A 25,655-nucleotide genomic window follows, 5' to 3' on the forward strand; every position below is an offset into this window, starting at 1 on the left:
TCTACTCCTGTGTGAGGTCGGCGGGCGCCGGCGGGTCGGTGGTCGGGTTCGTGGTGGAGATGGTGATGCTGAGCCGCCACCCGAAGTAGGCGTCCCAGAACACCGACTTGGTGGCGCTGATGCGGTAGACCGCGGGAGCCGTATAGACGGCCTCGAACAGTTCGGCGACCGACTCGTCGGCGTCCGCCTCTCCCTTGCGCACGTCGGTCTTGTTCGTGACGATGCACACGTCGACCGTCGCCGCGATCTTCGCGAGCGGTGCCTCGGGGAGCGGCTCGAACGCGGTGTACTCCAGCCACATGAGCGGGCCCGCGAGCGAATGCATGGACGACGGGATTCCGCCCTCGATCTTCCAGTCCTCGGGCACCCGAGGCGCAAGCAGGCCGAGGACGTACTCGCGGACAGTGGGAGTCTCATCGGACACGAGGGCCTCCCTGCACCGGGCGGATGATCTGCTTGATGGTCTTGTCGAGCGGCCTCGGCGTGAACGTGAACTGCTCCATTCCCGCGTCGCCGCCGCCGGACACGCGCCCGGCGTTCCAGAGGTTCGTGGCCTGCTGGAGCTGCGCGTACACGAAGTTGATCGGCGGGTCGGTCGGGTCGACGCCGAGCAGCGCGAGAACGTCTCCGAGGCGCTCGGCGAGGCCGAACCGGACGAGTGCCAGCTCGACCGCGCCAGTAAGCGTGGCGGTCTCGGGAGCGTAGGCGAGGACCTGGATGCGGGCGGTCTCCAGGAGGAATCCGCACACTTCGAGGTTCTCGATGGGGGCATCCGGCCACGCGGCGATGAGACGCTGTTGTGCCTCGTCGCTCGTGGCGGTGTACCACTCAGCCATGCCTACGCTCCCGTTCGGCTCAGGCGTCAGCGACGCCGATGTGGACGACCGCCTCCGGGCGGACGATGAGACGCTGCAGGTAGCCGTGGATCGCCTTGTCGATGCCACCGCGGGCGAGGTCAATCGCGTCGATGTGGAGCGGGCCATTGGAGAGCTCGTCGAAGTCGACGGCGTTCTTGGTGCCGACGATGACGGACGGGGTGTCCTCGATGCCGGTGTCGCCGACCACGATGCGCAGACCGTCCGCGGTGATGCCCTCGTCGGTGTTGGCTCCGAAGTTCACGAACTCGGGCACGAGGTCCTTCGGCGTGTAGAGGATCTCCTCGTACGCCGCCTCGTTGGCAATGGCGAAGGTCGGCACGTCGCGGCGCCCGTCGGCCTTCTTACGCCGCACCGCCAGCACGCCCTGGATGAGCTGGCCCATCGCTCCGGCGTAGTCGTGGCCGTCGACGCCGGGGTAGACCTGCGGGGCGATGGGCGCGCCCGCGACCTGGACCCAGGTGTCGAGTGCGATCTCGTCGGACCAGACGAGGTGGTCCTCGACGATGAGGCGGAGGAACGCCTCGACGACCTCCGCTCCACCGGGCAGGTCGAAGAACTCGCGGGCGATGTCGACGCCGAACGCGAACCGGAACAGCTCCGACGCGGCCGACTCGGTGAACCCCGTCCCGGACTTGATGGGCTGCTTGTTGCCCGCCCAGGTGCCGTCGAAGTGCTCGACTCGCGCACCCGCGGTGCCCCGCTCCAGGGTGTAGCCCTTCTTGCCGGCGGCGGTGATGTTCGTGCCGAGGTTGCCAAGGGTGATGTACTGCCGCTCGTACGGGATGCCCTGGTAGAGCGGGCCGAGCCAGTTCGGCTGGAGCACTTCGCCACCAGCGGGCAGGGAGCCCGCGCCGCTGATGGTGATGTCCGAGAGAGCGGCGAGGACCGCGGCGGCTTCGGCGGGCGCTTCGCCGCCGAGCTTGAAGGCGTCCTTCGCTGCCGCGAAGGCGGCGAACACGGGCTGGAGGTTCGCCGGCCGCGGCGTCGTGGTGGCGGCCGGGGCACCGTTGCGGTGCGTGGCGGGGATAGCGGTTGCGGACACTTCGTTCTCCTGTTCGGTTTCGACCTCGGCATCCGCTTCGGTCTGTTCCTCGGTGATGGTGGTGGTGATGGTGGTCTCGGTGCCGTTCTCGGTGGCCTCCTCCGTGGTCACGGAGTCGTACACACGGCGGTAGGTGCGACCGTCCTCGTCGGTGTAGATGACCTCGGAATGGTCTTCGGCGACGGTGGCCTCCTCGCCGGTCTCCAGCTCGACGGTCTCGTCGTCGATCTCGGCGTCCGCCGCGAGGACCTGAGCGGACGGGAACGCACCGCGTGCGACCTTGGCGGCGGCGGCGAGCACACCGCCCGTGGCGCGGCCGTTCTTGATGCCAGTCTTGAACTCGGCAGACAGGCACCGCCGGGTGGTGTCGGCGAGGGCGGCGTCCCCGGCGGCAGTGCGGCCGATTGCGAACGTGGCCATGATGCCGACGGTGGTCTCCCATAGGCGCGTCGCGCGTCCGATGGGACGGAAGCGGTCGTGGTCCTCGTTGATGGACACGACCGAGGGGTCCTCGGGGATCGCGATGTCGCCCGCCATGACCGTGAATCGGCCGACGTTGGTGCGGCCCTCCTCGCCGTAGGGCAGGAGCAGGCCGGTCAGGGTGCGCTCGTCGAGGTTGGCGAGGACCTCGCCACCTTCGATCTGGATGTCGGGCATGGGTCAGTCCTCACTCGTGGGGTTCGTGTTCGGGGCGGGGATCGCGTTCTGCGCTGTCAGGTCGCCGCGGATGGACAGGCCCTCGTCGCACACGTCGTCGAGCGACATCCGCGCCTCGAAGGCGAGCATCATGCCGCGAGCGAGACCGAAGTCCCACAGGTCGGAGCGGGCCCCGCCGTTCGCGACGCCCTGGTAGCGCATCTCGGTGCCGCCTCCGCCGCCTCCCTGGCGGACGGCCTCCAGGATCGAGGCGGGTAGGGCGGTGTGATTCGCGATGTCGAGGCGGGCGGCGTTGCGCCCCGTCTCGTACAGGTCGACCTGCACCTGACCGGGCATCCCGACCTTCACGTAGGACGGGTGCACGGCGGTCGCATGCTTGGTACGGTTCCGGATCCACTGGTCGAGGAACTCATCGATCTCGGGGTCGTCCCACTGGTCGTACACCGAGCCGTCGACTTCGAGGGTCGTCAGCGGGATCGGGTTCTCCAGGCGCTGCTGGTAGACGGCCTCGACGTTGCGGGCCTGCCGGATGGTGTCCGCTCCATCGACCAGCAGACCGTTCTCTCCGTAGCCGAGGGGAATGGCGATGATCTTGGCGGTGTACTCGGTGGGCACGCGCTCGTCGGTGATCTCGATGATGCCGTGCTCGTTGATCTTCCACAGGCCGAACGGGATGTGCAGGCAGTCGGTCATGTCCTCGGTGAAGCCGAACGCGGCCCACCCGTTGAAGAACCAGTCCGACGCGGCGCCGTACATGCGGTGGTACGGGGCGACGCCGGACTGCGAGTTCGTCAGCCACTCGGGCTGGTCGTCGGTGCGGGCGTCGTTGTCCATCTGGAAGAACGGGATGGACGCGAGCTGCCGGCAGATGATGCCGTGCGCGCGCTTCACGCCCGGGAGGCGGAGCGCGATCTCGCGGGTGAGCGGGAGGACGGTACGGTCGAGGAGCCCGCCGAGCGCGTCGTCAACCGCCCAGGTAACGATGTTGTCCTGCGGCGACCACGGCGAGACGATCGACACCGGAGGCTTCGCGGGAGGCGTGAGCAGCTCGGTCGCCGCGCGCTTGGCGTAGACCTGCTCGATGTTCCGTCCGAAGATTGAGAATCCCACGTGATGAACGATCAGGCGGGTATCCCACAGCGGAAAATCAGACGGCGTGTCGGAGCTTGCGACGGAGCTCCGACAGTGCGTCCTGCGCCTGCGTGTCCCCGGGGTGTGCGCGCTTCTCGTGAGCCGCGGCGCGCTCCCATGCTTCGAGCTTCGAGAACGCGAACGCATGCCAGACACCGCATGTCTCGCAGACGATCACGATGCTGATCTGCGTGCAGTCGAGACGAATCATCGGGTGCCTCCGAATCGGAACATGTCGCGCGGGCTCTTGGTATGGGGCACCTCGTCGAGGAACCGGAGCGCGAGCGCCGCCGCCTCGATGGGCGAGGTGTCCAGCTCCGGGTCGGAGTCCGGCGGGCCGAACCGGAACGTGCCGTAGTTGCCGAACTTCTGCCGCTTCACCGCCCGCGCCGCGCGCTCCAGAGCGGGGTGGTAGTAGATCACGAGGTCGTCGTCCTCGAGAGCTTTGAGCATCCCCACCGTGGACTTCGGGATGTCGGCCTGCCGAGTGCCCTCCATCACCGGCCGAGGGCTCGCCTTCGCCAGCGCCCCGGCCACCTGCTCGGTGTAGCCGAAGGCGTCGTACCAGAGCTTCGCGCCCGTGCGGCGCAGGCGGAGCAACACCTCACGCTCCAGGTTCGTCGTGCCCTGCTGGTGCCACCACAGCGCGACCGCGCGCTTCCGCCGCGGCTCCTCCTCGCCCGCGATCTCCAGCGCCTCCGTCACCAGGTCACCCGGCTCGTGGTAGTCCCATGCGATAGCGAGCGACCCGCCCAGGCCGAGGTGGTGGACCTTCAGCGCGGCGGCGTACCGCTCGGGGAGCGCCTCGGGGAACGGGAGCTTGCGGAGCGCGCGGTCAAGCTGCGCCGGTGGGATCGCGACGTCGGCCGCGCCCTCGGTCCCGAACTGGCCTCCGTACTCGATGAGGAAGTCGTCGAGGGGCCAGCGGTCGAACGACCGGCGCACTGCCTCGACTGGCGTGGTGAATCCGACGCCGGGGTGGTGGAGCTCGATGAACTCCCGCATCCGGCCGCCCGTCGCTCCCGTCTTCGGGTGCGGCTGGTCCGGCTCCCACGACCCGAGCTGTGCACGGTCGACGGTCTCCGGGATGCCGTGCCACGCGACCGCGGCGTCCTCATCGTGCAGCGCCTCCCACAGCAGGTTCCCGGTCCGCCACTTCTGCCCGGTCCCGGCGAGCACGAACTGGGCGCCGATCTTCGTGTCCATCGTCGGGATGACCGCGCGCGTCACGTCCTCGCCCTGCTCGATGTCGGCCTCCGCCGCCTCGTCGCCGAACGCCATGTCGAAGCCGCCCGACCGGAATCCCTCACCGTTCGGCGTGTACACGTTCAGGTACGAGCCGGTCGCCGTGAAGTGCAGGTGCTCGGTGCCCTTGCCGACATTGATCTGGACCGGGCTGTCGCGCCGCGACGGGTATAGCCGGTCGAGGTGCGACACGATGTCCTTCCGGAACCGCTCCCCCGCCTTCGCCCCGGTCGTGAACATCGTCCACCCCACCTGGTAGTCCTCGCGGTGCCAGCACCGACCGAGCATGACCGCCTGCACCCCCGTCGTCTTCGTGGACCGGCGCGGCTCGAAGATCGCGTTCATGAAGCGGCCGGCGGCGAGGAGGTCCGCCACCATGAGCTGCATCGGCGACGGCCCCTTCCCGCCGTCGCCCGCGCGCTGCCGCTCGTCCAGGCGGAGGAGCCGCGCCCCCGTGATGAACTCCCCGCGCGACTGCTCCGTCGTCACGAGGTCGTCGAGCCGGATCGCGCCGAGGTGCTCAATCTTCGACCGCCACTCCAGCCAGTTCGCTTCGGACCGCAGGTCGGCCAGCGTCGGCGTCGCGCTCACCGCTCCTCCACCCATTCTGCCTTGATCCGCCAGCCACTCCCGTCACGCTGCCAGTCCCATGACTCGACGGTGACGAACGCCTCACCGGGGAGCAGCGCGAGCGCGGCGAGGAGCTGCTCGGCGCGGGGCGTCCCGTCGAACGGTCCGACCTCGGTGGACATCTGAATCTTCATCGTTTTCTCCAGTTCAGGGGGGGATTTTGCTCTTGGAGCCGAAGGCGGGGGTTGCACGGCGACCCAAAAAAAGACGCGGTCACCATGGCGCGAGCCCTTCGCGCGTCGTCGCCCGGCGTGGTGGCGGCTGAGGTCGAGAGACGCGACCGTTCGTGATCGCGGCGCCACGACGTCCACCCTCTGACCGGTTGCTGCTCACGGTCTCGGGCGCGAGGTTCGAGATCGCGTGTCCGCCTTCCGGGTCGAGGTGCCCCACGTCGAAGGGCCGACCTGGCGTGAGGAGCTTGCCGGTCCGCCAGCAGTACACGTCCTGCCCATGGCGCCAGGCGGCGCGCACCTGGGCGCGCACGATGCGGGCGTTCGCGAGGTACTCGGGGTCGCGGTGCTTGCTGGTCATGTGGTCCTCCCGGTCCAGGTGGTCCAGGCAGTTCGCCTATCTCTTCTTCTTCTCTCTTATGTGTGATGGGTTGGAGAGAGGGTGGACCGCCTGGACCAACCCGCTCCCCCACCGGCATCGCGCCTGGACCAGTGCCTGGACCGCGCCTGGACCCGGGGCTGGACCACCCGCATTCCATCGGCCGAAGGTCTCTCGATGAGGGGCGCGGGGAGCGGGCGCGGGTGGACCGCCCCGCTGCCTGGACCGCCTGCCTGGACCGCATCAGTCGACCGTCGAAAGGGTCACGGCGATGCCCTCGTAATGCCAGGTGCGCGAGGAGCCGACGCGGGGGCGGGTGCGGGTGATGCCCATCTGCTTGAGTCGGAGCCCGAAGGGGCCCGACGCGAGCGGTGAGTAGCCGTTGCGGCGGCACCACCCGGAGTACTTGCGGTACACGTCGGCGGTGGGGCTCATGTGCTCGGGGCCGAGGAACACGGCCTCGTCCTCGTCGAGCCACAGCATGAGCGGGTCGGCGGCGTCGTGGAGACGGGTGGTGGCTTCCTGAGCGGCCTGGGGCGGTGCGAACTTGCCCCGCTGCATGAGGCGGCGAAGTCCCTCCATTGCGTAGCGGAAGATGCCGGGGGCGTCGTCGAAGAGGAGTTGCTCGTCGAAGGGGCCGGAGCCGTCGACTTTCTGCACGAAGTCAATGACCTCCCAGCGTCGGCGCCAGCCGATGGAGTTGTCGGAGGTGCGGAAGAACTCGTTCGACGCGAAGATCGGGACCGCGTAGGGCACGAACTCGAAGGAGTGGCCGAACTTGCGGGATGCGCTGATAGAGTCGCCGCCGGTGATCTCCTTGAGGATTTGGGGGTCGGACAGGAACCGACTGGAGAGGTCGCCGCTGATGTTCGCGGTCTTGCCGTACAGGCCTGAGGTGGCGAAGCGGTCGTCGACGAGCTGGTGCATGCTGATGCTGGAGTAGTTCGCGCGCCCGAGGAGGTAGCGGATGACTCGGAGCATGGTGCCCTTGCCGTTGCCGCCCTCGCCGTAGAGCAGGAAGATCTTCTGCAGCGGGTTGCCGGTCATGAGCAGGTACCCGAGGACCTCCCACATGTGTCGGTGGAGCTCCGGGTCTTCGCCGAGCACCTGCTGGAGCCATTCGAGGAAGGTGTGTGGGATCGCGATGGGGTCGTACGCGATCGGAAGCTTGGTCAGCGCGCCGAGCATTTCGTTGTGCTCGGTGAGCCGGTCCTCTTGCCACCAGTAAATGCCGTTCTCCAGCACGATGTAGTCGAGGTAGCCGCGCGGGAGGTCGGGGAGGCCGACCTCGGGAAGATCGATGTTCAGGAGGTGCGCTTGGACCTGCCCGAGGACCGTGGTGGAGAACTTCGCGCCGAGGGCCTTTGCGACGCGCTTGGTGACGACGTTCTCATCGCGGACGTAGACGCCCTCGCGGTACTCGTATAGGTCGCCTTCGACACCGCGGCCGAGCCGCGTGGGCTCAGCCGCGATGTAGTCAGCGAGGAGGGTGGCGTCAAACTTGCCCGTTTCGGCGTCCAGGAACGATGGGGCGCTCATCCGTCACCTCCTCGGCGATCCTCACGAGGCAGCGCGCGCACCGGATGCCGGCGACGACGACCATGCGTCCGCCTCGGACTTCGACCACGCCAACGGGCTCGGGCGAGTGAAGCCCGAACAGGCATCCGAGGCTCACTGGTCGCCTCGGGCTTCGGAGTGGTCATGGACCCAGCAGCCGAGGCGATAGGCGAGGTATGCCCCGGCGATGATGAGCAGGTAGGTGCCGTTCACGATCACGACTCGTCCTCCGCTTCGTCGGAGAGGCGAAGGGCGAGCTGCCCGAGGAGCATACGAGCGTCCTGGAGCTGCACCTGGACAGCCTCGTGGTCAATGCCGCGGGTGTTCGGCTTCTCGGGCAGGTAGCCGAGATAGAACTCGACCTTGCGGATGTTCTCCAGGCATGCGCGCAGGTCACCCCACATCGACACGATGCGGTGTGTCGGGCGGAGCTTTATGATGCTCTCCGCTGCCGCTTCCACGTCGCGGGTCACTTCGTCGTCCTCACGCCGTCCGGCCATAGCCATGCTCCGTTCTCGTCGAGCCCTTGGCTCGCGCGGTGGTAGAACTCCGCGAGTTCCTCGGGTGTGTAGTTCGCTTTCGCGTACCAGTGGTCGCGGTCGACCGTGACCGCGTGCAGCTCGTCGAGCAGGCGCTCCCGCTCGCCGATGAGCCAGAGGTACGCCTCGTGCGATACGTGCGGTCGCTCATGCGGCATCCCAGGGCCCCTGTGCGAGTCGCGCCTCGATGGACGCTTCCAGGTACCGGCGGTGGCTACCCTCGCCGCCCGGGCGGATCGCGACGATGACGCCCTTGTCAGCGAGGCGGGAGAGGGTGCGGGGATCGACGCCGAGAGCAGCCGCCGCGACGCCGGGAGTGACCCATCTGTCCTGAGTAGGCTGATTCGTCATACCGGCGAGAGTACAGGACAAAACGGACTAATCAAGCACTTCGGTCAATTCACTTGTCGAAGTGTCCGAAATGTCCATATGATGTCGATATGGAGACACAGCAGCAGAATCGAGTCCAGGCCGTCAAGCGTCAGATGGACGCCGAGGTCGGCCGCCGCGTCCACATGCTCATGTGGGACCAGCAGCTCACGCAGACCGCCTTCGGCGCGCGGGTCGGTATCGACCAGAGCGCACTGGCCAAGAAGCTGCGCGGCCAGCGCGGCTGGAGCCTCGACGAGGTGGCCACCGTTGCCGCCGAGCTGGGCGTGAGCGTGTCCTACCTGTTCGGTGAGGGTGAGGGTGTGGGCCCTGCCGGGATCGAACCGACGACATCCACGGTGTAAACGTGGCGCTCTACCAGCTGAGCTAAAGGCCCTGGTGCGCTCAGTCTATCCGGGCGCGGATGCGCACCCGTGTCGTGGAAGAGGGATAGGCTGAGGTCGGCGCGCGTTGTGCACGGCCGACAAGGCTGCCCGTGTCGCTTCCCGTTTCCTTGGCATGACCTGCCAGCTTGACGAAAGGTTCCCCCGTGACCGTCCACGACCAGGATCCGTACTCTCAGGGCCCCCTCGACAGCGATCCGGAAGAGACCGGTGAGTGGCAGCAGTCGCTCGACGAGCTGGTGGACGCCAAGGGCCACGGCCGCGGGCGCGAGATCATGCTCAGCCTGCTCAAGCGCTCCAAGGAACTGCACCTGAACGTGCCGATGGTTCCGACCACCGACTACATCAACACCATCGCCCCGGAGAACGAGCCTGAGTTCCCCGGCGACGAGGAGATCGAGCGGCGCTACCGCGCCTGGATCCGCTGGAACGCCGCCATCACGGTGCACCGCGCCCAGCGCCCCGGCATCGGCGTCGGCGGTCACATCTCCACCTACGCGTCCTCGGCGGCGCTGTACGAGGTGGGCTTCAACCACTTCTTCAAGGGCGCGGACCACCCCGGTGGCGCCGACCAGATCTTCATTCAGGGCCACGCCTCCCCCGGCACCTACGCCCGCTCCTTCCTCGAGGGTCGCCTCACCGAGGACCAGCTCGACGGCTTCCGCCAGGAGAAGTCGCACGCGCCGAACGGCATCCCGTCGTACCCGCACCCGCGCCTGATGCCGGAGTACTGGCAGTTCCCGACCGTGTCGATGGGTCTCGGCCCGATCAACGCGATCTACCAGGCGATGTCGAACAAGTACCTCGAGAACCGCGGCATCAAGGACACCTCGCAGTCGCACGTCTGGGCCTTCCTCGGCGACGGCGAGATGGACGAGGTCGAGAGCCGCGGTCAGCTGCAGGTCGCCGCCAACGAGGGCCTCGACAACCTCACCTTCGTCGTGAACTGCAACCTGCAGCGTCTCGACGGCCCGGTGCGCGGCAACGGCAAGATCGTCCAGGAGCTCGAGTCGTTCTTCCGCGGCGCGGGCTGGAACGTCATCAAGGTGATCTGGGGCCGCGAGTGGGACGACCTGCTCGCCCGCGACACCGAGGGCGCACTGCTCAACCTCATGAACGTCACCCCCGACGGCGACTACCAGACGTACAAGGCCGAGTCCGGCGCGTACATCCGGGAACACTTCTTCGGCCGCGACGAGCGCGCCGCCGCGCTGGTCAAGGACTACTCCGACGACGACATCTGGAACCTCAAGCGCGGTGGCCACGACTACCGCAAGGTCTACGCCGCTTTCAAGGCCGCGACCGAGCACAAGGGCAAGCCGACGGTCATCCTCGCGAAGACCGTCAAGGGCTACGGGCTGGGCCCGCAGTTCGAGGGCCGCAACGCGACCCACCAGATGAAGAAGATGACGCTGGACAACCTCAAGACGTTCCGCGACGCGATGCACATCCCGATCACGGACGCGCAGCTCGAGGAGAACCCGTACCTGCCCCCGTACTACAACCCGGGACCGCAGGACGAGACGATCCAGTACATGCTCGAGCGCCGCAAGGCCCTCGGCGGCTTCCTCCCGGAGCGCCGCTCGACGCACGTCGGCCTGTCCCTTCCCGAGGAGAACGCCTACGCGCTCCCGAAGAAGGGCTCCGGCACGCAGGAGATCGCCACGACCATGGCGTTCGTCCGTCTGCTGAAGGACCTGCTGCGCTCGAAGGAGTTCGGCCACCGCATCGTGCCGATCATCCCCGACGAGGCGCGCACGTTCGGCATGGACGCGTACTTCCCGACCGCGAAGATCTACAACCCCAACGGCCAGCACTACACGTCGGTCGACCGGGAGCTGCTGCTCGCCTACAAGGAGAGCCCGCAGGGACAGATCGTCCACGTCGGCATCAACGAGGCCGGTGCTCTCGCGGCGTTCACCGCCGCGGGCACGTCGTACGCGACGCACGGCGAGCCGCTGATCCCGATCTACATCTTCTACTCGATGTTCGGCTTCCAGCGCACCGGTGACGCCCAGTGGGCCGCCGGCGACCAGATGGCCCGCGGCTTCATCATCGGCGCCACCGCCGGACGCACCACCCTCACGGGTGAGGGCCTCCAGCACGCCGACGGACACTCGCACCTGCTCGCCTCGACCAACCCGGCGACGGTCTCCTACGATCCCGCGTACGGCTACGAGATCGCGCACATCATGCGTTCCGGTCTCGAGCGGATGTACGGCGGGCAGCACGAAGACCCGAACGTCATGTACTACCTCACGGTGTACAACGAGCCGATGGTCCAGCCCGCGGAGCCGGCCGACGTGGATGTGGACGGCATCGTCCGCGGCATCCACCGCGTCTCCGTCGGCGAGGGCGACGGCCCCCGTGCCCAGCTCTTCGCCTCCGGCGTCGGCCTGCCGTGGGCGCTCGAGGCCCAGGAGCTGCTGAAGAAGGACTGGGGTGTCGTCGCCGACGTGTGGTCGGTCACCTCGTGGACCGAGCTGCGCCGCGACGGCCTCGCCGCCGACGAGCACAACTTCCTCCACCCGGACCAGGAGCCGCGCACCGCGTACCTCACGCAGAAGCTCCAGGGCGCCGAGGGTCCCGTCGTCGCGGTCAGCGACTTCATGCACGCCGTGCAGGACCAGATCCGCCCGTGGGTCCCGAACCGCTTCGCCACGCTCGGCGCCGACGGCTTCGGCTTCTCGGACACCCGTGCCGCGGCCCGCCGCTTCTTCAAGATCGACGGACCGTCGATCGTCGTGCGCACGCTGCAGGCGCTGGCCGAGGAGGGCAAGGTCGACCGCGGCCTCTCCGCCCAGGCCATCGAGAAGTACCGCCTGCACGACGTGAACGCCGGCACGAGCGGCAACGCAGGCGGCGAAAGCTGAGCCCTCGGTGACAGCTGCCTCCGCCGCTGGCATGGACAAGGCCGCCACGCTCACCTGGCTGCGCCGGATCTCCGGCGACATCGCCACGGTGACGATCAAGCGGCTGGAGGACACCCTCCCCTGGTACGCCGACATGCCACCGGCCCGCCGCTCCGCGGTCGGGCTGGTGGCGCAGGCGGGCATCACCTCGTTCATCCAGTGGTACGACGACCCGACGTCCACCCCGTGGATCGCCGCGGACATCTTCGCCGCCGCTCCCCGTGAGCTGCTGCGGAGCGTGAGTCTGCAGCAGACCCTCCAGCTCATCCGCGTCACGGTCGAGGTGACCGAGGAACGGGTGGCGGGCAAGGGCGAGCACCTTCGCGAGGCCATCCTGCTCTACTCGCGGGACGTGGCGTTCGCCGCCGCCGACGTCTACGCGCGCGCCGCCGAGGCCCGCGGCCTCTGGGACGCGCGGCTCGAGGCGCTCGTCGTCGACTCGATCCTCACGGGCGAGGCCGACGAGGAGCTTCCCAGCCGGATCGCCGCTCTCGGGTGGCACGGCCACGGAGAGGTCGCGGTCCTCGTGGGCACCACGCCTCCGCAGTTCGACGTCGACCTCGTGCGTCGCACGGCGCGGAAGCTCGCGGTCGACGTCTTGATCGGCGTGCAGGGCTCGCGCCTCGTGCTCGTGCTCGGACGCGCGCGCGTCGAGGGCCAGGAGGGCGAGGACGAGGAGCTCGGGTTCCAGGAGATCGCGGCCCGTCTGGAGCCGTCGTTCGGCCCGGGGTTCGTCGTGCTGGGGCCGGCTGTCGCTGCCCTCGTCGACGCCAGCCAGAGCGCGCGTGCGGCGCTGGCCGGATTCGCGGTGGCTCGCGCCTGGCGGAGCGCACCGCGGCCCGTCGAAGCCGACGACCTGCTCCCGGAGCGCGCCCTCGCCGGCGACCCTCTCGCGAAGCAGACCCTGATCGAGCGCATCTACCGCCCGCTGCAGGCGCACTCGACCGACCTCGTCACGACGCTCTGGAGCTATCTCGACAACGGCCGTTCCCTCGAGGCGACGGCCCGCGAGCTCTTCGTGCATCCGAACACCGTCCGCTACCGCCTGAAGCGGGTGAGCGAGGTCATCGGGTGGGACGCGACCGGGCCCCGCGAGGCGCTCATCCTGCAGACGGCGCTCATCCTCGGCTCCATCGGGGCCGCGGAGCAGGTACGCCGCCGTCCGCCGCTGCGCCGCCCTCCGCGCTGACCCACCCGGTGCATTCTGTGCGCCACACACAAGGGTTCCGCGCAATCTTGTGATGGATCATCCACCGTTCTGCCGCGATCGTTGGCAGACTGGGTGGGTGATTGTCGTCGTCTGCCCTGGACAGGGCTCGCAGACCCCCGGATTCCTCGCCCCCTGGCTCGAGCTCGACGGAGTGGAGGAGCGTCTCGCCACCTACTCCGAGGCCGCGCAGGTCGATCTCCGCACGCACGGCACCGAGTCGGACGCGGACACCATCCGCGACACCCGGGTCGCCCAGCCGCTGATCGTGGCCGCCTCCCTCGTCGCCGGTGATGCTCTCGTGGCCGCCGCCGGTCGCCGCGCGGACGGCATCGCCGGGCACTCCGTCGGGGAGATCGCGGCGCTCGTCGGCAGCGGCGTGCTTGACGCCGCGACGGGCATGCGCCTCGTCGGCATCCGGGGGCGGGCGATGGCCGATGCCGCCGCCCAGACCCCGACGGGGATGAGCGCGGTCCTCGGCGGCGATGAGGAGACGCTCCTCGCCCGCCTCGCCGAGCTCGGCCTCGCGCCGGCGAACTTCAACGGCGGCGGGCAGATCGTCGTCGCCGGTCCTCTCCCGGCCCTGGCAGCTCTCGCCGAGGAGCCGGTCAAGGGCACCCGCGTGGTGCCGCTCCAGGTCGCCGGAGCGTTCCACACCGACTACATGGCCTCCGCCGTCTCGGCGCTCCGCGACGCGGTCGCCGACGTGCAGCCGTCCGACCCCGAGATCACGCTCTGGACCAACCGCGACGGCTCGGTCGTGACCGACGGAGCGACGGCGCTCGACTACCTCGTCGATCAGGTCTCCTCCCCCGTCCGGTGGGACCTCTGCATGACCTCCTTCGCCGACGCCGGGGTGACCGGCGTCATCGAGCTCGCCCCCGCGGGCGCCCTCGTCGGTCTCGCCAAGCGCGGCCTGCGCGGCGTGCCGACGGTCGCCGTGAAGACCCCCGAAGACCTCGAAGCCGCCGTCGCGCTGCTGAACGGAGAAGCCGCATGACCGCCTCCCTCGCCCAGATCGCCGGGCCCGCCTACACCCGCATCTACGCGTTCGGCGCGGCTCGCGGCGAGAACGCGGTGCCCAACGAAGACCTCATCGGGCCGATCGACTCCAGCGACGAGTGGATCCGTCAGCGCACCGGCATCGTCACGCGCGCCCGGGCGGACAAGGAGACGGACGCCATCGACCTCGCGACCGCGGCGGCAGCCGAGGCCATCGAGAAGTCGGGTGTCCCCGCCGACCAGGTCGATCTCGTCATCGTCGCGACCATCAGCAACCCGAAGCAGACGCCGTCGGTCTCGGCCATCGTCGCCGACCGCGTCGGGGCCAACCCGGCCGCGGCGTATGACATCAACGCGGCCTGCGCCGGCTACGCCTATGCGGTCGCGCAGGCGGATGCGCTCATCAAGGCCGGAGCCGCCCGCCACGCCCTCGTGATCGGCACGGAGAAGCTCTCCGACGTCGTCGACCCGGCCGACCGCAGCATCTCGTTCCTCCTCGGCGACGGCGCCGGCGCCGCGCTCATCGGCCCCAGCGACACGCCGGGCATCGCCCCCGCGGTCTGGGGCAGCGACGGTTCCAAGGCCGACGCCGTCGGTATGAACGGCACCCTCACCGACTTCCGCGACGGCGTGGTGCCGTGGCCGACACTCCGCCAGGAGGGCCCGACGGTCTTCCGCTGGGCCGTGTGGGAGATGGCCAAGGTCGCCCGGGAGGCGCTGGCCAAGGCCGGGATCGAGGCCTCCGACCTCGCCGCCTTCATCCCGCACCAGGCCAACATGCGCATCATCGACGAGTTCGCCAAGCAGCTCGGTCTGCCGGAGACCACCGTCATCGCCCGCGACATCGAGACCACCGGCAACACGTCGGCCGCCTCGATCCCGCTCGCCAGCCACCGCCTCATGGCCGAGCACCCGGAGCTCTCCGGCGGCCTCGCCCTGCAGATCGGCTTCGGCGCCGGCCTCGTCTTCGCAGCCCAGGTCGTCGTCCTCCCCTGAAGACGCGTCGACCTTCCCTAGACTGTTCCACGGTTCCGAATACAACCCGCAAGAAAGAGGAAGACCACCATGGCTTTCACCAACGATGAGGTCCTCGCCGGCCTCGCAGAGCTGATCACCGACGAGACCGGCATCAACGCCAGCGAGGTCGCCCTGGAGAAGTCGTTCACGGACGACCTCGACATCGACTCGATCTCGATGATGACGATCGTCGTCAACGCCGAGGAGAAGTTCGGCGTCACCATCCCGGACGACGAGGTCAAGAACCTGAAGACCGTCGGCGACGCCGTCAACTTCATCGTCGCGGGCCAGGAGTAATCCCGGCAGGATGCCACCCTCGCCCCGCGCGGGGCGTGGCATCCTCCGGCCCTGCCCATCCCCCGCACGAACTCGTTTCGACAAGGAACCACACCTCATGACCAAGCGCATCGTCGTCACCGGCATCGGCGCCACCTCCGCCATCGGCGGGACGGCCCCGGAGAACTGGGACAACCTTCTCGCCGGTGCCTCCGGCGCCCGCACGATCGAGCACGACTGGGTGCAGGAGTACGACCTGCCCGTCACGTTCGCCGCCTCCGCGAGCGTCCGCCCGGAAGAGGTGCTGCCCCGCCACGAGGCGAAGCGTCTCGACCCCTCTTCGCAGTTCGCGCTCATCGCGGCGCGCGAGGCCTGGGAGGACGCGGGCTCGCCCGAGGTCGCTCCCGAGCGCCTCGGCGTCGACTTCGCGACCGGGATCGGCGGCCTCTGGACGCTGCTCGACGCCTGGGACACGCTGCGCGAGAAGGGCCCCCGCCGGGTCATGCCGCTGACCGTGCCGATGCTGATGCCGAACGCGGCCGCCGGCAACCTGTCGCTGCAGTTCGAGGCCCGCGCCTATGCGCAGACCGTCGTCAGCGCGTGCGCCTCCAGCACCGAGTCGATCATCCACGCCTTCCACCACCTGCAGGAGGGGCTGGCCGACGTCGTCATCGCCGGCGGCACCGAGTCGGCGATCCACCCGATCACGATGGCCGCGTTCGCGTCCGCGCAGGCGCTGTCGCGCCGCAACGACGACCCGGCCCACGCCTCCCGACCCGGCGCGATCGACCGCGACGGCTTCGTGATGGGCGAGGGCGCCGCGGCCCTCATCCTCGAGACCGAGGAGCACGCCAAGGCCCGCGGCGCGAAGATCTACGGCTACGTCCTCGGCGGTGGCGTGACCGCCGATGCGTACCACATCACCGGCAACGACCCGGAGGGCAAGGGGGCGGCGCGTGCCGTGATCCAGGCACTCGAGGAGGCCGGCATCACGCCCGACCAGGTGACGCACATCAACGCCCACGCGACCTCGACCCCGGTCGGCGACCCCAACGAGTACGTCGCGCTGAAGAACGTCTTCGGCGACCGGATCGACGAGATCCCGGTGTCGGCCACCAAGGCGTCGACCGGGCACCTCCTGGGCGGGACCGGCGCGCTGGAGGCGATCTTCTCCCTCCTCGCGCTGCGGGACCGCGTGGCTCCGCCGACGATCAACATGACCGAGCCGGACCCGGAGGTGCCGTTCCGTCTGTCCGGAGAGGCGGCTCCGCTCGGCGACGGCCCGCAGATCGCCATCAGCAACTCGTTCGGCTTCGGCGGACACAACGCCGTGCTCGTGCTGGGCGGCGTCGACTGACCGTTTCCGCGTCCACGATGAAGGCCCCCGGGATGTGATCCCGGGGGCCTTCATCATGCGCGGTCCGCTCTGCCCCTTCGACGGGCTCAAGGGCCCAGGGGCGCGCTGGCCCCGACGGCGAGGCGCTGCGAACGCTCCCGGCGGCGGCGCTCGATCCGCGGGAGGAACCAGCCGATCAACGGGCCGACGCCGAAGGCGAACAGCACGGTGCCGACGCCCACCGGACCGCCGAGCAGGAAGCCGATCAGCAGCACGGACCCCTCGATGACCGTCCGCGCCAGCCAGACCGGCCATCGGGTCACCCGGACGAGCCCCGTCATGAGTCCGTCGCGCGGTCCGGGGCCGAAGTCCGCCGCGATGTAGAGCCCGGTCGCGAACGCCAGCAGCACGAGTCCGAAGACGAACATGGGCGCCCCCACCCACACGGACGGCGGAGCCGGCAGCACGAGGAGCGTGAGGTCGGCGAACGGGCCGATGAGCAGCGCGTTGAGCAGGGTGCCGAGACCCACCCGTTGGCGGAGCGGGATCCACAGCAGCAGGACGACGATCGAGATCAGCACCGTGACGAGTCCGTACCCGAGTCCCGTCCAGCGCGCGACACCCAGCGAGAGCACGTCCCAGGGCGCGACGCCGATGCCGCCTCGCACCATGAAGCCGAGGGCGACGCCGTAGAGGAAGAGCCCGCCCACGAGCTGCACCAGCCGCTCGACCAGGTCTCGACGGCTGGTCGCGGTGAACGGCAGGAAGACGGCACGGAAGAGCATCTCTCCATCGTGGCCCGGACGAAGGCGGGACGAGGCCGACCACTGAGCGAAAAGTGGTCTGCACATGGAAGGCCACTTTGCGGCAGGCTGGAGGCATGGCCTCCCGTCTCGTCACTCAGCTCGGCACCCAGGACATCGACGATGCCTCGGCGTCGGGCCTGGCTGACCGCATCAGGGCCCTCATCCTCGATGGACGACTCACGGTCGGCGAGAGACTGCCGAGCGAACGAGCCCTCGCCCTCGAGCTGAGGCGGTCACGCTCGACCATCACCCGCGCCTACGGCGTTCTCGAGGCCGGCGGCTACGTGTCCCGGCATCATGGCGGAAGCACCAGAGTGACCCTCCCGCACGGCCCGTCGGCCGCCGCCCCCGACGCGGACGACGAGGCGATCGACCTGTCGATCGCCTCGATGGACTCGACCCCCGGCCTGTACGACGCGACCGTGCGGTCCCTCCCCCGGCTGGCGGCCCTGCGGGGGACGAGCGGCTACTCGCTGCAGGGCCTTCCCGAGCTCCGAGAAGCCGTGGCCCGCCGATTCACCGAACGCGGCGCGGCGACCTCGGCCGACGAGATCATGATCACCTCGGGCGCCCTGAACGCCGTCAACCTCATCCTCACGGCGATCGGCCGCCGCGGCGAACGCGCCCTCGTGGAGCAGCCGACCTTCCCGCATGCGCTCGAGGCTCTGCACCGGCACGGCTACCGCCTGGTGCCGACACCGGTCGACACCGACGGCTGGGACGCCCGGCACCTCACCGACACCCTGCGGACAGCGCGCCCGCACGTCGCGTACCTCATCCCGGACTTCCACAACCCCACCGGAGCGACGCTGCCGCAGGAGGAGCGGTCCCGGATCGCGACGACGGCCCGCAACACCGGCACGCACCTGATCGTCGACGAGACGACGGCGGAGCTGGACATCGACCGGGGATGGGCCCCGACGCCGATGGCAGCCGAGGGCCCGAACGTGATCACGGTGGGATCGATGTCGAAGATCGCGTGGGGAGGCATGCGCATCGGGTGGATCCGCGCCGAGCGCTCGGTCATCGCCCGGCTGCTGGCCGCCCGCCCCTCGTTCGAGCTCGGCACGGCCCTCCTCGAGCAGTGCATCGCCGTGGAGCTGCTCGACGACGTCCCGGCACTGACCCAGCACGTCCGGCGACGCCTCACGGCCGGACGGGAGGCCGTGACCGCGGGAATCGCCGGGATCCCGGGGATGCGGATGCCGGAGACGCCCGGCGGCCTCTCCGCCTGGATCGATCTCGGCGCTCCCCTGTCGACGACCCTCTCCCTCGCTGCCCGCGAACGGGGACTCATCCTGCCGCCCGGACCGCGCTTCACGACCGGCGGCGTGCTGGAGCGGCGACTCCGGATCCCGATCACGCTCCCGCCCGAGCGTGCGACGGAGGCGATGACGCGCCTGGCGCAGGCCCGGGCGGACGTGCGCGGCGGTGGAGTGAACACCGTCGACGACCTCGCGCACGCGGCCGTGATCTGACCGGCGCAGACGAAGACCCCGCCCGGTCTCCCGGGGCGGGGTCTTCGTCGAGCGGAGCGCGGATTCGTCTTCTCAGCGTCCGGGATCACTCACCGGAATCCGATACTCACGCCTCCGCGCTCCCGGTATCGACGGTCGGTCAGCCGACCTTGTGGAGCCAGACGACGCGCGCGTCGTCGCTGGCGTGACGGAAGGGCTCCAGCTCCTCGTCCCAGGCGGAGCCCAGGGCGATGTCGAGCTCGCGCTGCAGCTCGACGGCGTTGCCCGCGGCGATCTCCATCGCGTAGCGGATGCGGTCCTCGCCGATGACGATGTTGCCGGCGGCATCGGTCTGGGCGTAGTGGATGCCGAGGTCCGGCGTGTGCAGCCACCGACCGCCGTCACTGCGCGGCGTCGGGTCTTCCGTCACCTCGAATCGGAGGTGCTCCCAGCCCCGGATCGCGGTCGCGAGGGCAGCACCGGTACCGACGGGACCGTCCCAGTAGAACTCGGCGCGGCGCGCGCCGGTCAGCACGGGCTGCTCGGTCCAGTCGAAGTTCACCGCACGCCCGATAGCGCGACCCACCGCCCATTCCAGGTGCGGGCAGAGCGCGCGAGGCGCCGAGTGGATGAACACCACTCCGCGTGCGTAAGCCGTCGCCATGATCTCTCCGTTTCATCAGGTGCGTCTTCCCCTACGACCTGAACCACGAAGTGGCGAGAGTATGCGGTTGTGCGCCCATTCTCGCCGAGTTCCCGCGAAATCACAAGCGTGTGATTCGACGACGAAGGCCCCGGTCCGTGGACCGGGGCCTTCGGGCGCTTCGACGAGCTCAGCGACCCAGCTCAGGCCTCGCTCATGGCCTGCTTGACCTGCTGGCCCTTCGCGGCGTAGTAGGCCGCGCGAGCGGCGTCCTTGCGGGCCTGCTCGGCGTAGCCGAACTCGAGCACGTCCTGCGGGACCTCGACGTTCGGGACGTCGTCGGTGCCGTGGTACTTCTCGATGTAGGCGTCGAGCTCAGGACCGGAGGTCCACGAGGTGATGAGGCAGTAGCGCGGGTCGGTGCCGTTGTGCGTAGCCGCGTGCCACAGACGCTGGGTGTCGACGATGAGTTGCGCGCCGGCCGGGAGGGCGATGCGGTACTCGATGCTGGGGTCCGTGCGGTTCTCACGCAGGACGAAGTAGCTGTCCTTGTCGTCCGTCAGGTTGAAGAACCCGCGGACGACCCAGCCGGTGCCGTCCGGGTTCAGGCGGTTGTTGTCGTCCTGGTGGAGGTTGTAGAGGCAGTCGCCGTACGGGGTCGGCTGCAGCTCGATGACGCGGCAGCGGCCGACGTTCGCACCGGGCTCCTGCGCGCGGCGCGTGAGGTTCGGGGCCTTGGCGGTCTGCTCGTCGATCCAGACGCCGTCCTTGTCGGTGCGCGGCGGCTTGTGGTTCCAGAAGCCGTTGCACTCGATGTCGCCGAAGGCGCTGGCGAGGGGCGCGAACCGGGTGTCGCCCGAGGACTTCCAGTCGACGTACTCGATGTCGAGCCATTCCTTGGGGTCGGCCTCCTGGTCGTAGCTGTCGAGGACGACGAAGCCCTTCTCCTCCAGCGCTGCGGACTTGATGTATCCCATGATCGAGTCATGTTCCTTTCATCGGGGGCCAGCACGTTTTAACAGGCCCTGATAAGGCAAGGCTAACAGCGGGACCTGGCCCTCCCCCGGAGGGTCGCCGTGGATAAGCGAATAGACTGGGCGGGGCACCCGGCGCGTCCGTGGCGCCTGTCGCTACGGGAGGACGAGACACCAGCATGAGCACCGCGACCAACGTCGAGGCGACGGCAGTCAACACGATCGAATGGCTCGCGGCGGGACGCACGACCATCGTCGTCCCGGTCTACCAGCGGCAGTACCGCTGGGACATCGGCGGCTGCGAGCGGCTCCTCTCCGACGTCAGGGCGGTGGCGGCGGAAGACGACGCGCATCGCCACTTCATCGGTTCGATCCTCTCCGCCGAGGACGGCTCCGGTCCGGACGCCGACCTCATCCTCATCGACGGGCAGCAGCGCCTCACCACGCTCATGCTCCTCGTCGCCGCGCTGCATCACGCGGTGCGAGACCGCGATCCGGAGCTCGCCGCCGACCTCGCCCGCGTGCTGGTCCGCCCCGACGATCCCGAGCGCACGAAGCTCCGTCCGCACGACGCCTGGGCCGATCTCTACGAGTCGGTCGTGCTCGATCGCCGGGACGACGTCGACCGCGAATCGCGCTTCGACGACAACTACGCGTTCTTCCGCAGCCAGATCCATGCCGACGAGGTGCCGTTCATCTGGCAGGGGCTGCAGCGCCTGGAGCACGTCTCGATCACGCTCGGCGCCCAGGCCAACGCGCAGCAGATCTTCGAGAGCCTGAACTCCACCGGCGAGCCGCTGCGGGATCACGAGCTGATCCACAACTACATCCTCATGGGGCTGAACCACGCCGAGCAGTTGGATGTGGAAGCGCGGTTCTGGCTGCCGATCGAGCAGCACACGGGCGAGGCGATCGGCGCGTTCTGGCGCCACTACCTCGTGCTCGTGACGGGGCGTGAGGTGGCGGCGAACGGCGAGCACGGCGTGTACAGCGCCTTCCGCCAGTCGTTCCCGCGCGTCGACGTCGCCCACCTCCAGGCCGACGCCGAGACGTGGCGGCACTATGCGGAGATCTACGGCATCCTCCTCGATCCGACGAAGGAGCAGGACCCGGAGATCGCGCGGCAGCTGAGGTACGTGAACACGTTCGGACGCTCCTCCTCCCCGCTGGTCATGAGCGCCTACAGCGATCACGCGCGTGGCCTCATCGACCGGAGTCAGCTCCTCGAGACGCTCGAGTGGCTGCAGGCGATGTTCCTCCGTCGCGCGCTCGTGAACCTTCCCGCCGAACGCCTGATCGCCCGTCTTTGCCGTGCCCGTCGCGACGGACACGACGCCCTCGCCCGCGCCATCGCGCGCATCACCCCGTCGGACGAGCGGGTCAGCGCCGTGCTCAAATACAGCGAGCTGCCGTATCCGGCCTACGTGCTCGGTCGGCTCGAGGGCGTCGACGACGTGGACGGCTTCGACGTCGAGCACATCGTGCCCGCCGTGCCCGGCGACGCCTGGTCCGGCGACGGCGTGCGTCCCTGGAGCGAGCACTCCGAGGACGAGCAGAACAGCCACCGCGCCCTCGCACCGACCCTCGGCAACCTCACGCTGCTGGAACAGGGGCTAACGGAGCGGGTGTTCGGCGCTTCCTTCCCCGCCAAACGCGATGAGGCCTACGCCCGCAGCGCGGTACCGGCCACCCGCGCCCTCGCCGCGGAGGAATCCTGGGGCACGGCGGCCATCACCGCACGAACAGTGGCGCTGACGGACGACCTCGTCCGCGTGTGGGCACGGCCCGCGCTGCCCGAGATCGACGACGACGGCCTCACCCCGATCCTCGACGCCGTGCGCCGCCGCGGCTGGCCCGCGGGGTGGGAGCGCGAGTTCGACTACGTGGAGTACCGCGGCGAGCGGTGGGAGGTCTACGACGTCAAGCACCTGTTCAACCGTGTGTTCCGTCGCGCCTGGACCGACACGACCGAGGCCGCTCTGGCGTACTGCGCGACCCACGGCGGCCCGATCTACCGCGACAAGGCGTGGAAGGGGCAGTGGGACGACCTCGATGACACGCACTTCCTCTACATGGGCTGGGACTCGAACTACATGATGACGGCCGTCCAGGGCGTCCTCGACGAGTCGGGCATCGCCGCGGAGGTCTTCGTGAAGTACTCCTACATCGGGAATGTGATGTGACCATGACCACTGTCATCCGCCGCCGCCTGCTCGACCTCGCCGTCGAGGAGCACACGCTCACGGTCCCCCTCGTCTGGGACGACCCGGCAGACACCCGCACGATCGACGTGTTCGCCCGCGTCGTCGCACGCGAGGGCGGCGAGGCGCTCCCCTATCTGGTCTTCCTGCAGGGCGGGCCGGGCCACGAGGCGCCGCGCCCCTTCCACTCCTCCGCGGCACCGGCGTGGCTGGATCAGGCCCTCGCGCACTACCGGCTCGTGCTCCTGGACCAGCGCGGCACCGGCCTCTCCTCCCCCGTCGGCGACGGCGACCTCGCGCAGGGCGCCGAAGGCGTCGCCGAGTACCTGACGCACCTGCGTGCCGATGCCATCGTGCGCGACTGCGAGGCACTGCGGGAGCATCTGGGGGCATCGACCTGGAGCGTCCTCGGTCAGTCGTTCGGCGGCTTCACGACGCTGGCCTACTTGTCCACCCACGCGGATTCCCTCGACGACGTCTTCATAACCGGCGGTCTCAGCACGGTCGAGCGCGATCCGGACGAGGTGTACGCGCTCTGCTACGACAAGATGCGCACGGCGTCCGAGCGGTACTACCGGCGCTTCCCGGAGCACCGCGACGTCATGCGACGCCTGATCGATCTCGCGGACGCCGGTGACCTCGTCCTCCCCGACGGCGAGGTCGTATCGCGTTCACGCCTCCGCTCGGTCGGCTCCGCTCTCGGCACCGACGACGGCTGGCAGACGGTCTGGTCGCTGCTGGAGCGGGATCCCGCGTCCAACGCCTTCCGGCACGACCTCCAGCACGCCATGCCCTTCGGCGGCCGCAACCCGCTGTACTACGCCTTCCACGAGTCGAGCTATGCGAACGGACACACCACGCGGTGGTCCGCCGAGCGCGTCGAGCCGACCGATTTCCGCGACGATCCGACGCTCTTCACGGGCGAGCACATCCGCCGCGAGTGGGCCGACACCGTCCCGGCGCTGCAGCCCTGGCGGGAGGTGACGTCGATCCTGGCGGAGCACCCCTGGCCGCGGATCTACGACACCGCCGCCCTCGCCGCCTCCGGGGCGACGGGCGCGGCCGCCGTGTACGTGAACGACGTGTACGTGCCCGTGGAGTTCTCGCTGGAGACCGCCCGTCTCCTCCCCGGCGTGACGCCCTGGGTGACGAGCGAGCACGAGCACAACGGCCTGCGGACGGGGCCCGTGCTGGAGCGACTGATCGACCTCGCCCACGGACGCCGCCTCCGCTGACCTCCGCCGCGCGACGGGTGCCATCGCCGCGCTCGGCGATCTATCCTGGGGCCATGGAACATCTGCTCGGGTGGACCACGATCGTCCTCGTGCTCGGCACGGGACCGGTGCTGTTCTTCGTGGGCATCCGGCATTCCCTCTCCCGTCGTCCCGTCGAGGAGAAGTACGAGCAGGCCGGGTCCGGAGGGCTGGTCGGCGTCTTCGACGCGGTGTGGTCCCCCACCGCGCACGAGGCCGGCCAGGAGCGGGACCGGCAGACCCGGCGCACGGCCCCGGCGCCGACCCCCGGAGATCCGCCGGGCCGCATCGAGCGCGGACGCATCGTCGTCGACGTCTGAGCGACTCGCCCACCCCGCGCATGACGAAGGCCCCGCACTCCGAGGAGTACGGGGCCTTCGTGGGCGGTCTTACTTGGAGGAGCCGCCGAAGCCCTTGAAGCGCTGGTTGAACTTCTCGACGCGGCCGGCCGAGTCCATGATGCGCTGCTTGCCCGTGTAGAAGGGGTGCGAGGCCGAGGAGATCTCGACGTCGATCACCGGGTACTCCACGCCGTCCAGCTCGATCGTCTTGTCGCTCGTGACGGTGGAGCGGGTAAGGAAGGTCTCGCCCGAACCCAGGTCGCGGAACACGACAGCCTTGTACTCGGGGTGAATGTCAGTCTTCATGGGATTCCTTTGTTGCTGCCCTGGATTGTGCCAGGGACGAGGGAAGTCTGTGGTGCCGAACGCACCAAGGATCGATTCTACCAGTACTTCGACAAGCTCAGTAACCCATCGGAACCGAGGTCAGGAGGCGGCGCGGGCGGAGTAGCGCCCGTCCTCGCTGCTGAGCGCGATCGGCATGCCGAAGGTCTCGCCGAGGGCGTCCGCGGTGAGCGTCTCCGCGATCGGGCCCGCGGCGACCACGGCGCCGTCGCGGATCAGCAGCACGTGCGTGAACCCGACGGGGATCTCCTCGACGTGGTGGGTGACCATGAGCATCGCGGGCGTCGTCGGCGCCGACGCATAGCCGCCGAGCAGAGCCAGCAGCTCCTCGCGCGACCCGAGGTCGAGCGAGGCCGTCGGCTCGTCGAGCAGCAGGAGCTCCGGGTCCGTCATGACCGCCCGGGCGATCTGCACGCGCTTCTGCTCGCCGTCGCTCAGCGTGCCGAAGGTGCGGTCGGCGAGGTGCGCGAGACGCCAGTCGCCCAGCACGCGCAGCGCACGCCGCTCATCGATGTCCTCGTAGCTCTCGTTCCAGCGCCCGAGCACGGAGTACGCCGCCGTGAGGACGGTGTTGAGCACCGTCTCGTCACGCGGGATGCGCTTGGCCATGGCGGACGATGCGAACCCGATCCGCGGACGGATCTCGAAGACGTCGGCGCGTCCGAGTGTCTCGCCGAGGACGGTGACCGTGCCCGAGGTGGGGTGCATCAGCGTGTCGGCGAGCTGCAGCAGGGTCGTCTTCCCCGCACCGTTCGGCCCGAGGATCACCCATCGCTGATCGTCAGAGACCTGCCAGGTCACGTGATCGATGATGTTGCGCCCCTCTCGGCGCACGACGACGTCGGTGAACTCCAGAGCGATCGGCATACCGAAAGCCTATCGGC

General features: G+C 69.3%; 28 protein-coding genes and 1 tRNA gene. 11 read left to right on the forward strand and 18 right to left on the reverse strand.

The genetic code is table 11. The annotated features are described in order from the left end of the window. Position 1 precedes the first annotated feature (1 nt). The 12 genes from IZR02_RS09030 to IZR02_RS09085 form a co-directional block, all read right to left on the reverse strand. A complete protein-coding gene (locus tag IZR02_RS09030; RefSeq protein WP_217316392.1) occupies positions 2–424 on the reverse strand; it encodes a hypothetical protein in 423 nt (140 codons plus the stop codon). Beyond that, entirely contained in the window at positions 414–836 is a 423-nt protein-coding gene (locus IZR02_RS09035) for a hypothetical protein (RefSeq protein ID WP_217316393.1), read from the reverse strand. Before IZR02_RS09035 ends, IZR02_RS09030 begins: the two co-directional genes overlap by 11 nt. A gap of 19 nt (positions 837–855) precedes the next feature. Continuing rightward, a complete protein-coding gene (locus tag IZR02_RS09040) occupies positions 856–2,577 on the reverse strand; it encodes a hypothetical protein (RefSeq protein WP_217316394.1) in 1,722 nt (573 codons plus the stop codon). Between the two features lie 3 nt (positions 2,578–2,580). Then, a complete protein-coding gene (locus IZR02_RS09045; protein ID WP_217316395.1) occupies positions 2,581–3,687 on the reverse strand; it encodes a hypothetical protein in 1,107 nt (368 codons plus the stop codon). A 37-nt stretch (positions 3,688–3,724) separates the two neighbouring features. Beyond that, on the reverse strand, positions 3,725–3,919 hold the full coding sequence (locus IZR02_RS09050) for a hypothetical protein (RefSeq protein ID WP_217316396.1): 195 nt from the start codon (positions 3,917–3,919) through the stop codon (positions 3,725–3,727). After that, the gene (locus IZR02_RS09055; RefSeq protein ID WP_217316397.1) at positions 3,916–5,544 is read right to left on the reverse strand and encodes a hypothetical protein; all 1,629 of its coding nucleotides are present in this window, start codon (positions 5,542–5,544) and stop codon (positions 3,916–3,918) included. Before IZR02_RS09055 ends, IZR02_RS09050 begins: the two co-directional genes overlap by 4 nt. Continuing rightward, positions 5,541–5,717, reverse strand: coding sequence for a hypothetical protein (locus IZR02_RS09060; RefSeq protein ID WP_217316398.1), 177 nt, complete (start codon positions 5,715–5,717; stop codon positions 5,541–5,543). The genes IZR02_RS09055 and IZR02_RS09060 overlap by 4 nt, the downstream gene beginning before the upstream one ends. Positions 5,718–5,796: 79 nt before the next feature. After that, a complete protein-coding gene (locus IZR02_RS09065) occupies positions 5,797–6,114 on the reverse strand; it encodes a hypothetical protein (RefSeq protein ID WP_217316399.1) in 318 nt (105 codons plus the stop codon). 261 nt (positions 6,115–6,375) lie between these two features. Next, the gene (locus IZR02_RS09070; RefSeq protein WP_217316400.1) at positions 6,376–7,671 is read right to left on the reverse strand and encodes a DNA primase family protein; all 1,296 of its coding nucleotides are present in this window, start codon (positions 7,669–7,671) and stop codon (positions 6,376–6,378) included. A gap of 233 nt (positions 7,672–7,904) precedes the next feature. Beyond that, positions 7,905–8,162 carry a hypothetical protein gene (locus tag IZR02_RS09075; RefSeq protein ID WP_217316401.1) on the reverse strand — a complete coding sequence of 86 codons (258 nt, stop codon included), beginning with the start codon at positions 8,160–8,162 and terminating at the stop codon, positions 7,905–7,907. Beyond that, a complete protein-coding gene (locus tag IZR02_RS09080; protein WP_217316402.1) occupies positions 8,159–8,386 on the reverse strand; it encodes a hypothetical protein in 228 nt (75 codons plus the stop codon). Before IZR02_RS09080 ends, IZR02_RS09075 begins: the two co-directional genes overlap by 4 nt. Further along, positions 8,376–8,579, reverse strand: a complete 204-nt coding sequence (locus IZR02_RS09085; RefSeq protein WP_217316403.1) for a helix-turn-helix domain-containing protein — start codon at positions 8,577–8,579, stop codon at positions 8,376–8,378. Before IZR02_RS09085 ends, IZR02_RS09080 begins: the two co-directional genes overlap by 11 nt. Positions 8,580–8,749: 170 nt before the next feature. Here IZR02_RS09085 and IZR02_RS18105 point away from each other — a divergent pair, with 170 nt between their 5' ends. After that, complete coding sequence (locus IZR02_RS18105; protein ID WP_367997129.1) at positions 8,750–8,962, forward strand: helix-turn-helix domain-containing protein; 213 nt, start codon at positions 8,750–8,752, stop codon at positions 8,960–8,962. On the opposite strand, the gene IZR02_RS09095 is transcribed toward IZR02_RS18105, so the two are convergent. Further along, a tRNA-Val gene (locus IZR02_RS09095) sits at positions 8,922–8,994 on the reverse strand. The two genes, IZR02_RS18105 and IZR02_RS09095, sit on opposite strands and share 41 nt — an antisense overlap. A 153-nt stretch (positions 8,995–9,147) precedes the next feature. On the opposite strand from IZR02_RS09095, the gene aceE reads away from it, so the two are divergent. The 6 genes from aceE (at position 9,148) to IZR02_RS09125 (ending at position 16,772) form a co-directional block, all read left to right on the forward strand. After that, entirely contained in the window at positions 9,148–11,874 is a 2,727-nt protein-coding gene (aceE, locus tag IZR02_RS09100; RefSeq protein WP_025103614.1) for a pyruvate dehydrogenase (acetyl-transferring), homodimeric type, read from the forward strand. Positions 11,875–11,905: 31 nt separating this feature from the next. Beyond that, on the forward strand, positions 11,906–13,102 hold the full coding sequence (locus IZR02_RS09105) for a PucR family transcriptional regulator (protein ID WP_025103615.1): 1,197 nt from the start codon (positions 11,906–11,908) through the stop codon (positions 13,100–13,102). A 97-nt stretch (positions 13,103–13,199) separates the two neighbouring features. After that, complete coding sequence (locus tag IZR02_RS09110) at positions 13,200–14,120, forward strand: ACP S-malonyltransferase (protein ID WP_025103616.1); 921 nt, start codon at positions 13,200–13,202, stop codon at positions 14,118–14,120. Further along, positions 14,117–15,118 carry a beta-ketoacyl-ACP synthase III gene (locus tag IZR02_RS09115; RefSeq protein WP_025103617.1) on the forward strand — a complete coding sequence of 334 codons (1,002 nt, stop codon included), beginning with the start codon at positions 14,117–14,119 and terminating at the stop codon, positions 15,116–15,118. The genes IZR02_RS09110 and IZR02_RS09115 overlap by 4 nt, the downstream gene beginning before the upstream one ends. A gap of 69 nt (positions 15,119–15,187) precedes the next feature. After that, positions 15,188–15,436, forward strand: a complete 249-nt coding sequence (locus IZR02_RS09120; RefSeq protein WP_017202249.1) for an acyl carrier protein — start codon at positions 15,188–15,190, stop codon at positions 15,434–15,436. 97 nt (positions 15,437–15,533) lie between these two features. Continuing rightward, entirely contained in the window at positions 15,534–16,772 is a 1,239-nt protein-coding gene (locus tag IZR02_RS09125) for a beta-ketoacyl-[acyl-carrier-protein] synthase family protein (RefSeq protein ID WP_025103618.1), read from the forward strand. Between the two features lie 86 nt (positions 16,773–16,858). Here IZR02_RS09125 and IZR02_RS09130 read toward each other — a convergent pair whose 3' ends face one another. After that, positions 16,859–17,536, reverse strand: coding sequence for a YczE/YyaS/YitT family protein (locus IZR02_RS09130; protein WP_025103619.1), 678 nt, complete (start codon positions 17,534–17,536; stop codon positions 16,859–16,861). 95 nt (positions 17,537–17,631) lie between these two features. Between IZR02_RS09130 and IZR02_RS09135 the strand changes: the two genes are divergently transcribed. Continuing rightward, positions 17,632–19,035 (forward strand): PLP-dependent aminotransferase family protein, encoded by a 1,404-nt coding sequence (locus IZR02_RS09135; RefSeq protein ID WP_025103620.1) that lies wholly within the window; start codon positions 17,632–17,634, stop codon positions 19,033–19,035. A 139-nt stretch (positions 19,036–19,174) separates the two neighbouring features. On the opposite strand, the gene IZR02_RS09140 is transcribed toward IZR02_RS09135, so the two are convergent. After that, entirely contained in the window at positions 19,175–19,678 is a 504-nt protein-coding gene (locus IZR02_RS09140) for a DUF3145 domain-containing protein (protein ID WP_025103621.1), read from the reverse strand. 182 nt (positions 19,679–19,860) lie between these two features. Further along, entirely contained in the window at positions 19,861–20,634 is a 774-nt protein-coding gene (locus IZR02_RS09145; protein WP_025103622.1) for a hypothetical protein, read from the reverse strand. Between the two features lie 176 nt (positions 20,635–20,810). On the opposite strand from IZR02_RS09145, the gene IZR02_RS09150 reads away from it, so the two are divergent. From IZR02_RS09150 to IZR02_RS09160, 3 genes are read left to right on the forward strand one after another with little or no spacing between them, the layout of a single operon-like run. Then, positions 20,811–22,814, forward strand: coding sequence for a DUF262 domain-containing protein (locus IZR02_RS09150; protein WP_025103623.1), 2,004 nt, complete (start codon positions 20,811–20,813; stop codon positions 22,812–22,814). After that, the gene (locus tag IZR02_RS09155) at positions 22,811–24,067 is read left to right on the forward strand and encodes an alpha/beta fold hydrolase (protein ID WP_197426453.1); all 1,257 of its coding nucleotides are present in this window, start codon (positions 22,811–22,813) and stop codon (positions 24,065–24,067) included. Before IZR02_RS09150 ends, IZR02_RS09155 begins: the two co-directional genes overlap by 4 nt. A gap of 53 nt (positions 24,068–24,120) precedes the next feature. Then, complete coding sequence (locus IZR02_RS09160) at positions 24,121–24,405, forward strand: hypothetical protein (protein WP_025103625.1); 285 nt, start codon at positions 24,121–24,123, stop codon at positions 24,403–24,405. A gap of 69 nt (positions 24,406–24,474) precedes the next feature. Here IZR02_RS09160 and IZR02_RS09165 read toward each other — a convergent pair whose 3' ends face one another. Both IZR02_RS09165 and IZR02_RS09170 read right to left on the reverse strand, forming a co-directional pair. Next, positions 24,475–24,732, reverse strand: a complete 258-nt coding sequence (locus tag IZR02_RS09165; RefSeq protein WP_025103626.1) for a type B 50S ribosomal protein L31 — start codon at positions 24,730–24,732, stop codon at positions 24,475–24,477. 120 nt (positions 24,733–24,852) lie between these two features. Continuing rightward, a complete protein-coding gene (locus IZR02_RS09170; RefSeq protein ID WP_025103627.1) occupies positions 24,853–25,638 on the reverse strand; it encodes an ABC transporter ATP-binding protein in 786 nt (261 codons plus the stop codon). Positions 25,639–25,655: the final 17 nt, after the last annotated feature.

Source organism: Microbacterium paraoxydans (assembly GCF_019056515.1).
Lineage (GTDB): Bacteria > Actinomycetota > Actinomycetes > Actinomycetales > Microbacteriaceae > Microbacterium.

What these genes read in the sequence shown, in the direction of transcription:
- IZR02_RS09115 (WP_025103617.1), top strand. Translation starts at nt 14,117, where the DNA reads ATGACCGCCTCCCTCGCCCAGATCGCCGGGCCCGCCTACACCCGCATC.
- IZR02_RS09070 (WP_217316400.1), bottom strand. Translation starts at nt 7,671, where the DNA reads ATGAGCGCCCCATCGTTCCTGGACGCCGAAACGGGCAAGTTTGACGCC.
- IZR02_RS09170 (WP_025103627.1), bottom strand. Translation starts at nt 25,638, where the DNA reads ATGCCGATCGCTCTGGAGTTCACCGACGTCGTCGTGCGCCGAGAGGGG.
- IZR02_RS09145 (WP_025103622.1), bottom strand. Translation starts at nt 20,634, where the DNA reads ATGGGATACATCAAGTCCGCAGCGCTGGAGGAGAAGGGCTTCGTCGTC.
- IZR02_RS09120 (WP_017202249.1), top strand. Translation starts at nt 15,188, where the DNA reads ATGGCTTTCACCAACGATGAGGTCCTCGCCGGCCTCGCAGAGCTGATC.
- IZR02_RS09085 (WP_217316403.1), bottom strand. Translation starts at nt 8,579, where the DNA reads ATGACGAATCAGCCTACTCAGGACAGATGGGTCACTCCCGGCGTCGCG.
- IZR02_RS09125 (WP_025103618.1), top strand. Translation starts at nt 15,534, where the DNA reads ATGACCAAGCGCATCGTCGTCACCGGCATCGGCGCCACCTCCGCCATC.
- IZR02_RS09050 (WP_217316396.1), bottom strand. Translation starts at nt 3,919, where the DNA reads ATGATTCGTCTCGACTGCACGCAGATCAGCATCGTGATCGTCTGCGAG.
- IZR02_RS09105 (WP_025103615.1), top strand. Translation starts at nt 11,906, where the DNA reads ATGGACAAGGCCGCCACGCTCACCTGGCTGCGCCGGATCTCCGGCGAC.
- IZR02_RS09080 (WP_217316402.1), bottom strand. Translation starts at nt 8,386, where the DNA reads ATGCCGCATGAGCGACCGCACGTATCGCACGAGGCGTACCTCTGGCTC.
- IZR02_RS09040 (WP_217316394.1), bottom strand. Translation starts at nt 2,577, where the DNA reads ATGCCCGACATCCAGATCGAAGGTGGCGAGGTCCTCGCCAACCTCGAC.
- IZR02_RS09060 (WP_217316398.1), bottom strand. Translation starts at nt 5,717, where the DNA reads ATGAAGATTCAGATGTCCACCGAGGTCGGACCGTTCGACGGGACGCCC.
- IZR02_RS09150 (WP_025103623.1), top strand. Translation starts at nt 20,811, where the DNA reads ATGAGCACCGCGACCAACGTCGAGGCGACGGCAGTCAACACGATCGAA.
- IZR02_RS09130 (WP_025103619.1), bottom strand. Translation starts at nt 17,536, where the DNA reads ATGCTCTTCCGTGCCGTCTTCCTGCCGTTCACCGCGACCAGCCGTCGA.
- IZR02_RS09140 (WP_025103621.1), bottom strand. Translation starts at nt 19,678, where the DNA reads ATGGCGACGGCTTACGCACGCGGAGTGGTGTTCATCCACTCGGCGCCT.
- IZR02_RS09165 (WP_025103626.1), bottom strand. Translation starts at nt 24,732, where the DNA reads ATGAAGACTGACATTCACCCCGAGTACAAGGCTGTCGTGTTCCGCGAC.
- IZR02_RS18105 (WP_367997129.1), top strand. Translation starts at nt 8,750, where the DNA reads ATGTGGGACCAGCAGCTCACGCAGACCGCCTTCGGCGCGCGGGTCGGT.
- IZR02_RS09065 (WP_217316399.1), bottom strand. Translation starts at nt 6,114, where the DNA reads ATGACCAGCAAGCACCGCGACCCCGAGTACCTCGCGAACGCCCGCATC.
- IZR02_RS09160 (WP_025103625.1), top strand. Translation starts at nt 24,121, where the DNA reads ATGGAACATCTGCTCGGGTGGACCACGATCGTCCTCGTGCTCGGCACG.
- IZR02_RS09035 (WP_217316393.1), bottom strand. Translation starts at nt 836, where the DNA reads ATGGCTGAGTGGTACACCGCCACGAGCGACGAGGCACAACAGCGTCTC.
- IZR02_RS09135 (WP_025103620.1), top strand. Translation starts at nt 17,632, where the DNA reads ATGGCCTCCCGTCTCGTCACTCAGCTCGGCACCCAGGACATCGACGAT.